At 71.7% G+C, this 8483-nt stretch carries 10 protein-coding genes and 2 pseudogenes; all 12 read left to right on the top strand.

The features are described 5' to 3' along the window. Positions 1-311: pseudogene (locus J1C73_RS16985) on the top strand (ATP-binding protein); the annotation flags it as partial. Beyond that, on the top strand, positions 308-733 hold the full coding sequence (locus J1C73_RS16990) for a roadblock/LC7 domain-containing protein (protein ID WP_124285446.1): 426 nt from the start codon (positions 308-310) through the stop codon (positions 731-733). The pseudogene J1C73_RS16985 and the gene J1C73_RS16990, both read left to right, overlap by 4 nt. After that, positions 730-1083: a DUF742 domain-containing protein gene (locus tag J1C73_RS16995; protein WP_207317130.1), complete on the top strand. Its 354-nt coding sequence runs from the start codon at positions 730-732 to the stop codon at positions 1081-1083. The genes J1C73_RS16990 and J1C73_RS16995 overlap by 4 nt, the downstream gene beginning before the upstream one ends. Further along, positions 1061-1675, top strand: coding sequence for a GTP-binding protein (locus J1C73_RS17000; RefSeq protein ID WP_123463095.1), 615 nt, complete (start codon positions 1061-1063; stop codon positions 1673-1675). Before J1C73_RS16995 ends, J1C73_RS17000 begins: the two co-directional genes overlap by 23 nt. After that, positions 1672-2946 carry a cytochrome P450 family protein gene (locus J1C73_RS17005; protein WP_242644296.1) on the top strand — a complete coding sequence of 425 codons (1275 nt, stop codon included), beginning with the start codon at positions 1672-1674 and terminating at the stop codon, positions 2944-2946. Before J1C73_RS17000 ends, J1C73_RS17005 begins: the two co-directional genes overlap by 4 nt. Before the next feature lie 83 nt (positions 2947-3029). Continuing rightward, positions 3030-3449: a cell division protein SepF gene (locus J1C73_RS17010; RefSeq protein ID WP_185095466.1), complete on the top strand. Its 420-nt coding sequence runs from the start codon at positions 3030-3032 to the stop codon at positions 3447-3449. Between the two features lie 205 nt (positions 3450-3654). Next, positions 3655-4953 carry an AAA family ATPase gene (locus J1C73_RS17015; protein WP_242644297.1) on the top strand — a complete coding sequence of 433 codons (1299 nt, stop codon included), beginning with the start codon at positions 3655-3657 and terminating at the stop codon, positions 4951-4953. Continuing rightward, complete coding sequence (locus J1C73_RS17020) at positions 4950-5309, top strand: nucleotide pyrophosphohydrolase (protein ID WP_207317131.1); 360 nt, start codon at positions 4950-4952, stop codon at positions 5307-5309. The genes J1C73_RS17015 and J1C73_RS17020 overlap by 4 nt, the downstream gene beginning before the upstream one ends. A gap of 125 nt (positions 5310-5434) precedes the next feature. Next, positions 5435-5971, top strand: coding sequence for a DUF6099 family protein (locus tag J1C73_RS17025; protein WP_123463099.1), 537 nt, complete (start codon positions 5435-5437; stop codon positions 5969-5971). A gap of 113 nt (positions 5972-6084) precedes the next feature. Next, the gene (locus tag J1C73_RS17030; protein ID WP_124285448.1) at positions 6085-7008 is read left to right on the top strand and encodes an LLM class F420-dependent oxidoreductase; all 924 of its coding nucleotides are present in this window, start codon (positions 6085-6087) and stop codon (positions 7006-7008) included. Positions 7009-7025: 17 nt separating this feature from the next. Further along, positions 7026-8069 (top strand): homocysteine S-methyltransferase, encoded by a 1044-nt coding sequence (gene mmuM, locus J1C73_RS17035; protein WP_207317132.1) that lies wholly within the window; start codon positions 7026-7028, stop codon positions 8067-8069. A 43-nt stretch (positions 8070-8112) separates the two neighbouring features. Next, positions 8113-8483: pseudogene (locus J1C73_RS17040) on the top strand (3' terminal RNA ribose 2'-O-methyltransferase Hen1); the annotation flags it as partial.

The raw sequence follows: 8483 nt of genomic DNA on the forward strand, positions 1-8483 counted from the left end.
CTCCGGCGGAGCAGGACGCACCCGCCCCTCCCGCACCGGCCCCGCCGGAGACCGGCGACGCTGAGCCGGCGGGCCTTCCCAGCAGACGCCGGCGCGCACCCCGTCCGGCGGCGGTCGCGTCCACCGCACCCGCCGCCGTCCCGGCCGCCGGACAGGTGCCCCGTACACCGGAGCAGGCCGAGTCTTCCTGGGCGGCACTCCAGCAGGGCACCCTCAACGGCAGGAGCGTCGCCGGGCGGGCTCCCGCACCGGATTCGGACGGCCACGACCACCTGGGCGACCAGGACGACCAAGGAGACGACGAGACGTGAGCGCCCCCAGCCCCACCACCGGTGACCTCGCATGGGTGCTGACCCCGCTGCTGGAACTGCCCGGGGTCCAGCATGCGGTGGTCGCCACCGGTGACGGCCTCATCGAGGGCGCCTCGCCCGGTCTCGACCGGGCGTCCGGCGAACGGGTCGCCGCGATGACGGCCACGCTGCACGCCGCGGCGCGCGCCTTCACCACGGCGTTCACCGACGTCGAGGGCCCGAAACTGGCCCAGACGGTCGTCGAATCCGATCTGGGCTTCGCCGTCGTCGTACCGGCGGGGAACAACACCACGCTCGCCCTGTTCGCCGAACCCGGCGCCAAACTCGGTGACATCGCGTACCAGATGCAGGTGCAGGTCACCGCGCTGACCCGGGCGATGCACGCGCCCGCCCGTCAACCGGACACCGCCGCCCGGCCATGAGCTCCGGACCGGGACGCCGCCTGATCCCCCCCTATCTGGTCACCGGCGGCCGGTCCCGGCCCGCCGGCCCCGCGCTCGACCGGCTCGCCGTGCTCGTGCGCACCGATACGGCCCTGCTCCCTGACACCGGCTCGGAACAGCGCAGGCTGTGCGAACTGCTGGAACCGGGCGCCCTCACCGTCGTCGAGTGCGCGGCCCATCTGGACCTGCCGGTCAGCGCCACCGTATTCCTGGCCACGGATCTCGCGGCCGCCGGACTTCTGCTCACCCGACCGCCGATACCCAGTGCCGGGGAGATCGACCGGTCGCTCGTCGAGAGGCTGCTCGTTGGACTCCGCTCCCTCCACTGACCGGACCGGCGTCGGCTATCTGCCGACTGCCGCCCGGACCCTGATGAAGCTCGTCGTCACGGGTCCCTTCGGCGTGGGCAAGACGACCCTGATCCGTACGCTCTCGGAAATACCCACGCTCCACACCGAGGAGGCGATGACCCAGTCCAGCACCCTGCTCGACGACACCGCCGGACTCCCGGACAAGACCACGACCACGGTCGCCATCGACTTCGGACGTCTCACCGTCCCGGACGACCTGGTGCTCTACATGTTCGGCACGCCCGGCCAGGAGCGTTTCCTGCCACTGTGGGAGGACATCGCGCGCGGGGCGCTGGGCGCGCTCGTCCTGGTGGACACGCGACGGCTCGGCGACTCCTTCGCGGTCATGGACATGGTGGAGGAGCAGGGGCTGCCGTACGCCGTGGCGGTCAACCGCTTCCCCGACGCGCCCGCCCACAGCGACGAGGTCCTGCGCAAACACCTCGACCTCGCCCCCGGGACCCCGCTGATCCAGTGCGATGCCCGGGAACGCCGCGGCAGCATCGACGCCCTGATCGCGCTGGCCGAACACGTGCTGACCCGACTGCCGCAACCCGAGGACCCGTCATGACCCTGTTCGTACAGCCGCCGCAGCCCCTTGCGCTGTACGGCCCCGACTTCGCTGCCGACCCGCACGGCCACTACCGCAGGCTGCGCGAGCACGGGCCCCTGGCACCGGTCCGGATCGCCCCCGACGTCGAGGCCATGCTGGTCACCGACTACCAGGCGGCCGTCGATCTGCTGCGCGACACCCACACCTTCAGCAAGGACCCCCGCGCCTGGCAGGCGACGGTTCCGCCGGACTCGCCGGTGCTGCCGGTCCTCGGCCACCGCCCCACCGCACTGTTCAGCGACGGCGACGAGCACACCCGCTACCGCGACGCCATCAACGACAGCCTGGCGCTGATCGAACCGCACATCCTGCGGGCGGAGGTGGCCAGGGTCGCCCAGCAGCTCATCGGCGAGTTCGCCACCACCGGCACCGGCGATCTCATCGCCCAGTACGCCCGGCGGCTGCCGCTGCACGTCTTCATCACCTGGTTCGGCGTAGCCCCCGACGACGGCGAACGGATCGTCGACGGCATCGGCGGCATGATGAACTCGGCGCAGGGCGCCGCCGCCGCGTACGCCGACCTCGTCGATGTCGTCACCCGCCTCGTCGCCGACCGCCGCGCCCGGCCGCGCCGCGATCTGACCTCGTACTTCCTCGCTCATCCGGCCCGTCTCGACAACGACGAGACGGTGCGACAGATCACCCTGGTGATGAGCGCGGGCCATGACCCCACGACCAACCTGATCGGCAACGCCACCCTGCACATGCTCACCGACGAGCGGTACGCGGGCTCGCTGCACGGGGGAGCGATGACCGCGCACGAGGCGATCAACGAGGTCCTGTGGCAGGACCCGCCGCTGGCCAACCTGGCCGCGCACTACCCGCGCCACGACACCGAGTTCCACGGTGTCCGGCTGCACGCCGGACAGCTGGTCCTGGTCTCCTTCGGTGCCGCCAACACCCAGTCCGGACCGGTCACTTCGGACGCCGGCGCCCGCTCCGGAGCCAGTGCCCACCTGGCCTGGTCCGCGGGTCCGCACCGGTGCCCCGCGAAGCAGCCCGCGCTGCTCATCGCGATGACCGCGATCGAGCAGCTCACCAGCCAGCTGTGCGATGCGGAACTGGCCGTTCCGGTGAGCGAACTGCTCTGGCGGCCCGGCCCGTTCCACCGGGCCCTGGTGCACCTTCCGGTTCGTTTCACACCGCTCGACACGACGGTGACCGCCGACCCGGACGAGCACTCCGCGACCGCGTCCGGCAGCACTTCGACGGTGTCGATCGGGTCCTGAACCGTGTCGCTGGTAGGCCGAACGGGTGAGGGGCGAGAGAATTGCCCGATGAACAGTGAGCGCAGCCGGCGCAACGCCAACCGATGCACAGACGGGGTGGTCCGGTGAGCAGGTACGACAGGTATGACGTCACCGACGAGCAGTGGGAGGGACTGGCCCAGGTCGTACCGCTGCGCAGCCGCAACGAGTGGCCGTCCCGAGTGGACCACCGGACGGCTCCGGAGGAACGGGAGAGCGCCGAGCAGCGGCGCATGGTGGTGCTGCGGGTCCAGGTCTTCGCGGACGCACGCGAGGTCGCCGACTACCTGGTCGCGCAGATTCCGGTGCTGCTCGACCTGACCAGCGCCGAGTCCGATGTGGCCAAGCGGATCCTGGACTTCACCAGCGGTGTCGTCTTCGGTCTGGGCAGCGGAATGCACCGGGTGGACCGGAACGTCTTCCTGCTGTCGCCCATCGGCATGGAGGTCGAGGGTGTGACGGCGGCGGGCGTGCCGGGGGCTTAGAGAAGCTGTCGCGAGGGCCTTTGCGGGGTCGTCGCGGTCCTGGGGCGGGGCGGTTGCGCCACCGGGCTGCCCAGTGGTGGTTCGCGCCACCGGGCTACCCGGATCGGCAGCGCGGTATGCGGGCGGGTGGCGGTTTACTCCGATCGGAGGACGGCCGATCCGGCGGAACGGTTCGCCGGGAAGTCGCGTGCGTACGGTCCGGGGCATGACCGCACCCTGCCCAGGCGCCTTCGCGCCCGATCCCGCGCGATCCGGGTCGTCGGACCGGGCCGACCTCGCATCCGGCTCCGGCTCCGGCTTCGATTTCGAATCTGGGTTCGATTTCGAGTCCGGCGTCGGAGCCGAATCCGGTTCCGAATTCGGCTCCGCCCGGCGGACGGGGCGTTCGGCCGGTCCTGTCGTCACCGAACTGCGGCTGTCCGCCTTCGCCGCGCACCGCGGCACGGTCGTGCCGCTGGCCCCGCTCACCCTCCTCGCCGGTCCCTCGGGCAGCGGCGCATCGAGCGTGCTGCGGGCTTACGAGGCGCTGTCCCGGCTGGGAGCCGGGGCGTCGCTCGGCGAGGTGTTCCCCGATCCGGCCGGGTGCGTGCCCGAAGGGGCCGCGGCCGACCGGCACGGGCGGCGCGGGTTCCGGATCGGGTGCACGGCGGACGGCCCGGCCGGACCGGTCCGGCTCGAACTCGCCATCCAGGCCGAGCCCACCCTCCGGATCGTCGGCGAGCGGCTGACCCGGGCCGGGGCGACCCTCTTCAGCACCGCGCTCCGCGATCCGGGGCGGCCGACGCTCCAGGCGGCCTGGCACACCGCGGACGAGCTCCCGGTGACGCGGGAACAGCTGCCGGACGACCGGCTGGGCACGGCGCTGCTGCCGCTGCGGGTCGCGGGCCGGACACCGGGCCAGCTACAGGTGCTGGCCGCCGCCGAACAGATGGTGGTGGCCCTGCGCCCGGCCTTCGTCTGCGAACCGCGGCCTCATCGGATGCGGACACCGGTGCCACCGGGTGAGGGCAGGCTGCACCGCGACTGCGGGAACCTCGCGGCGGTACTGCACGCCGCGTGCAACGGATACGGGCGACGCCATGCCCGGCTGGTCGCGCTGGTGAAGGCCGGATGCGCGCGACCGGTGACCGGGATCGGCGTCGAGCGGCTCGCGGACGGGCTGGTCCGTGCCGTCGTGGCCCGGGGCGACGGAGGCGGCACCCCGCTGGAAAGGCTCGGCGACGGCGAACTGCGGTACCTGGCACTGGCCGTGGCCCTGCTCATGGGCCCCGGGGCCGACCCGGCGGACGTCGAGTCCGAGGTGCCGTCGGCCTTGCAGACCCTCACGTTGCTGGCCGACGGGCTCGACCGCGATCTGGACGGACAGCAGACGCGGGAGCTGCTGACAGCGGCTGCCTCGGCGGCGGCCGCCGGCCGCGTCCGGCTGCTCGGCACGGTGACGGAGGCGGGCGCGGCACGCGCCCGCAGGACGGCCGGAGCCGCGGTGGTAGACCTGGGACCGTGACAGAACTCGACGTACCCGCCCTGCAACGACGGCTCGCCGCATTCGCGGCCACACGCGACTGGGAGCAGTACCACACCCCCAAGAATCTGGCGTCGGCGCTGAGCGTCGAGGCATCCGAACTCATGGAGATCTTCCAGTGGCTGACGCCGGAACAGTCGGCCCGGGTGATGGACGATCCCGGGACCGCGCACCGGGTGTCGGACGAGGTCGCCGATGTCCTCGCGTATCTGCTGCAGTTCTGCGAGGTGCTGGGCATCGACGCGCTGGCGGCGCTGGCGGCCAAGATCGAGCGGAACGAGGTGCGCTTCCCCGTCAAGAAGGGTACGGATACCCTCAATCGTCACTCTTCGGAGTGATCAACTTATTCACAGTCGACAGGGTGTCCACAGATTTCCGAAATCCCCTGGCCTTTCGGTACCACCGCCCTCACTGTGGGTAATGGAAGAGGTGAACGGGTTTCCGTACCGAACGGGGGCAACACATGGAAGCGGAGCGGCTGGTAGCGGTCATCAGGCGGGCTCTGGCCCAGAGCAGGGGTACGCCGGACATCATCGCCGAGGCGTGGCAGGCCCAGGCCCTGGCACAGGCGGTCGGAAGCCGGCTGGCGGCGAGCGGTCCCAAGGAGTTAAGGGGCGAGGCGGGAGGCCTCAGCGAGATCGGCGGAAGAAGCAACGGAGCACTTGACCACCCGGCGGCGCGAGCCGGGGTGGCCAGGGCGACGCAACTCTCCGAAGTCGCAGATCCGCGCGCCGCGCTGACGGGGCTGGGCGCGCTGCTCGGGGAAGTGGGGATAGCCCTGGTCGGGGTGGCGTGCGAGACCGATGAACAGAGCTTGTACTGGCAGTGCATGGAGGCGATCGACGCCGCCGACGAGTCCACGGACCGGGTCCACGGAATGCTCCGGCTGCTCGACGAACGGGACCGGGAGCGCCAGCAGGATCTGGAGCGCAGCCGGGAGCGGGACGGCCCTCACGGCGTGCTCCACGGACCGGCGGGGCCGGCTGCCGGCCGGCCCTGACGGCTCGGCGTCCCGGATGCCCGGGGTGTCCTGGACACTGCGTCGGTGAAAGGGGGCAGGCGAGAGGAGGGCAGGGTCGGGGCGAGCGGTGTCCGGGGGTGCAGGATGGATGCATGGATCTTCGAATCTTCACCGAGCCCCAGCAAGGGGCGAGCTACGACACCCTGCTCACCGTCGCCAAGGCGACAGAGGACCTCGGCTTTGATGCCTTCTACCGTTCCGACCACTATCTGCACATGGGAGGGGGAAACGGTCTCCCCGGCCCGACGGACGCCTGGATCACGCTGGCCGGGCTGGCTCGCGAGACGAAGCGGATCCGCCTGGGCACGCTGATGACGGCGGGGACGTTCCGGCTCCCCGGCGTGCTCGCCATCCAGGTGGCACAGGTCGACCAAATGTCCGGCGGTCGCGTCGAACTGGGCCTGGGCGCGGGCTGGTTCGAGGATGAGCACAAGGCGTACGGCATCCCGTTCCCCCAGGAGAAGTTCGGCCGGCTGGAGGAGCAGCTGGCGATCATCACCGGGCTGTGGTCGACCGAGGTCGGCAAGACGTTCAGCTACGACGGCACGTACTACCAGCTCACCGACTCGCCCGCGTTGCCCAAGCCGGCGCAGGCCAAGGTGCCGGTACTGATCGGCGGGCACGGCGCGAAGCGCACACCGCGGCTGGCCGCCAGGTACGCCGACGAGTTCAACATCCCGTTCGCCTCGCTGGAGGACAGCGAGCAGCAGTTCGGCCGGGTCAGGGAAGCGGCCGCGGCGGCGGGCCGGGGACCGGACGACCTGGTGTACTCCAACGCCCTGGTCGTCTGTGTCGGCAAGGACGATGCCGAGGTGGCGCGCCGTGCCGCCGTCATCGGGCGGGACGTGGCGGAGCTCAAGGCGAACGGCCTGGCGGGCTCGCCCGCCGAAGTGGTCGACAAGATCGGTCGGTTCGAAGCCATCGGGGCTTCGAGGATCTACCTCCAGGTGCTGGATCTCGATGACCTGGGGCACCTGGAGCTGATCTCGTCGCAGGTCCAGTCCCAGCTCACCTGAGAGGGAGAGGAGCACCCGTGCAGTCCGCCCGCGATTCCGCCCGCGATTGCGGTGGCGGCTCCGGCCGCGATACCGGTCGCCACGCCCGCGACTCCGCTCGGCCCTTTGCCGGGAGGCCGTCCCGGTCCCTCGCAGCCGCCCTTGCGGCCGGGACGGTCCTGCTCGACGGTGGCCTTGCCTGCCAACTGGAGGCTCAGGGCTGCGATCTGTCCGACGCGCTGTGGTCCGCCCGGCTGCTCGCCGACGGGCCCGAACAGATCGAGGCGGCGCACACGGCGTATGTGCGGGCGGGGGCGCAGGTGCTCATCACCGCCAGTTATCAGGCGAGTTTCGAAGGGTTCGGGCGGCGCGGGACCGGGCGGGCGGAGGCGGCCGCGCTGTTCGCCCGCAGTGTGGAGCTGGCCCGGCGGGCGGCCGGTTCGGTGGAGCGGGATGTGTGGGTCGCCGCCTCGGTCGGCCCGTACGGGGCGGTGACGGCGGACGGCGCCGAGTACCGGGGCCGATACGGGCTCTCGGTCCGGGAGCTGGAACGCTTCCACCGGCCCCGGATCGATGCGCTGGCCGCCGCCGGCCCCGATGTGCTGGCGCTGGAGACAGTGCCGGACACCGATGAGGCGGAGGCGCTGCTGCGGGTCGCGGGGGAGTGCGGGCTGCCGGTCTGGCTCTCCTACACCGTGGCTGACGGGCAGACCCGGGCGAGGCAGCCGCTGGAGGAGGCGTTCGGCCTCGCCGCGGGGCACGAACACGTGGTGGCGGTCGGGGTGAACTGCTGCGATCCGGCCGACGCGGACCGGGCGGTCCGGACGGCGGCGGAGGTGACCGGCAGGCCGGTCGTCGTCTATCCGAACAGCGGTGAGCGCTGGGATGCCGGGAGACGGGGATGGACCGGCGGGGCCACGTTCGATCCCGGCCGGGTCGGGGCCTGGCAGGCGGCCGGTGCGCGGTTGGTCGGGGGCTGCTGCCGGGTCGGTCCGGACACCATCGCGGAACTGGCCGTACTGCTCGGAGCATCGGCGGCGAACCACGCGGAAGGAGGGACAGAGGATCCGGAGGCGGGGTGAAATTGCCTGGTGAGGGGGAGTGAACCGGACCATACTCGGACGTGTGTTCCTGACGATCAGCACAACCGGCACCCCGGAGCGTCCCGCCACCGATCTCGGATTCCTGCTGCACAAGCATCCCGAGAAGGCGCAGACGTTCTCCACTTCCCATGGCACCGCGCACGTCTTCTATCCCGAGGCGTCCGCGGAGCGCTGTACGGCGGCGTTGCTGCTGGAGGTGGATCCCGTGGCGCTGGTGCGGCGGGGCAAGGGCAAGGGCCGCGGCGGTGCCCCCGACGCGGCACTCGCCCAGTACGTCAACGACCGTCCGTACGCGGCCTCCTCGCTGCTGTCCGTCGCGATGAGCACCGTCTTCAAGTCCGCGCTGAGCGGCGCCTGCCGGGCGATGCCCGAGCGGGCCGAGGAGACGCTGCC

The organism is Streptomyces laculatispora (genome assembly GCF_017353455.1).
Classification (GTDB): Bacteria; Actinomycetota; Actinomycetes; order Streptomycetales; family Streptomycetaceae; genus Streptomyces; species Streptomyces laculatispora.